At 59.0% G+C, this 615-nt stretch carries 1 protein-coding gene; it reads right to left on the bottom strand.

Translation table 11 applies throughout. The features are described 5' to 3' along the window. Nucleotides 1-615, bottom strand: a 615-nt coding sequence (locus KM295_RS16810) for an RNA-guided endonuclease InsQ/TnpB family protein (RefSeq protein ID WP_256031531.1), incomplete at both ends; no start/stop codon positions are given.

The raw sequence follows: 615 nt of genomic DNA, 5'->3' as shown, positions 1-615 counted from the left end.
CGTCCAGTACCAGACTTGAGCCAGTGCTGGACAAGACGCCACCCGATATTCCGAGCGGCGTTATAATCGGCATGGAGGTCTTTCCCACACTTCAGGCACTCGAACTCATCACCATCACGATTATCCTCGTGCGTGAACCCGCACTCGCCGTGACTGCACCGCTGGGACGTGTAAGCAGGTGCAACATCGTCCACGTCGAGGCCGTACTCTTCGGCCTTGTATTCAACGTGGCGTTGGAGTTCGCGGAACGCCCACTGCTGGAACTTCGAGGCGGTCGAGATGCGTTCGCGGATGTGAGTCAGGTCCTCGAATGCGATCGCAGTGCAATCATTCTCGACGGCCTCCTGAACGATTGCCTTTGACACCCGGTGGAGGTAGTCCGCACTCCACCGAGCAACTCGTGACCCGATGCTCTTGATGGTGAGGTGTGCGGACCGAGTGCCCGTCTGTTGCAGGTTGCCACGCCGACGCTCGTACTCGTCACGCTTGTGATTAAGGTAGTCTGCGTTCCCAAGAAACGCTCCCGTACTGGCGACGGCGAGGTAGCCGTCCACGTTCAAATCGACGCCGAGAACCACTCCGTTCTCGGTCTGCTCGTCGCCAGAATTAGCCGGG

Source organism: Natronomonas aquatica, assembly GCF_024449025.1.
Classification (GTDB): domain Archaea; phylum Halobacteriota; class Halobacteria; order Halobacteriales; family Haloarculaceae; genus Natronomonas; species Natronomonas aquatica.
This window is presented reverse-complemented; position numbering and strand designations above follow the sequence as displayed.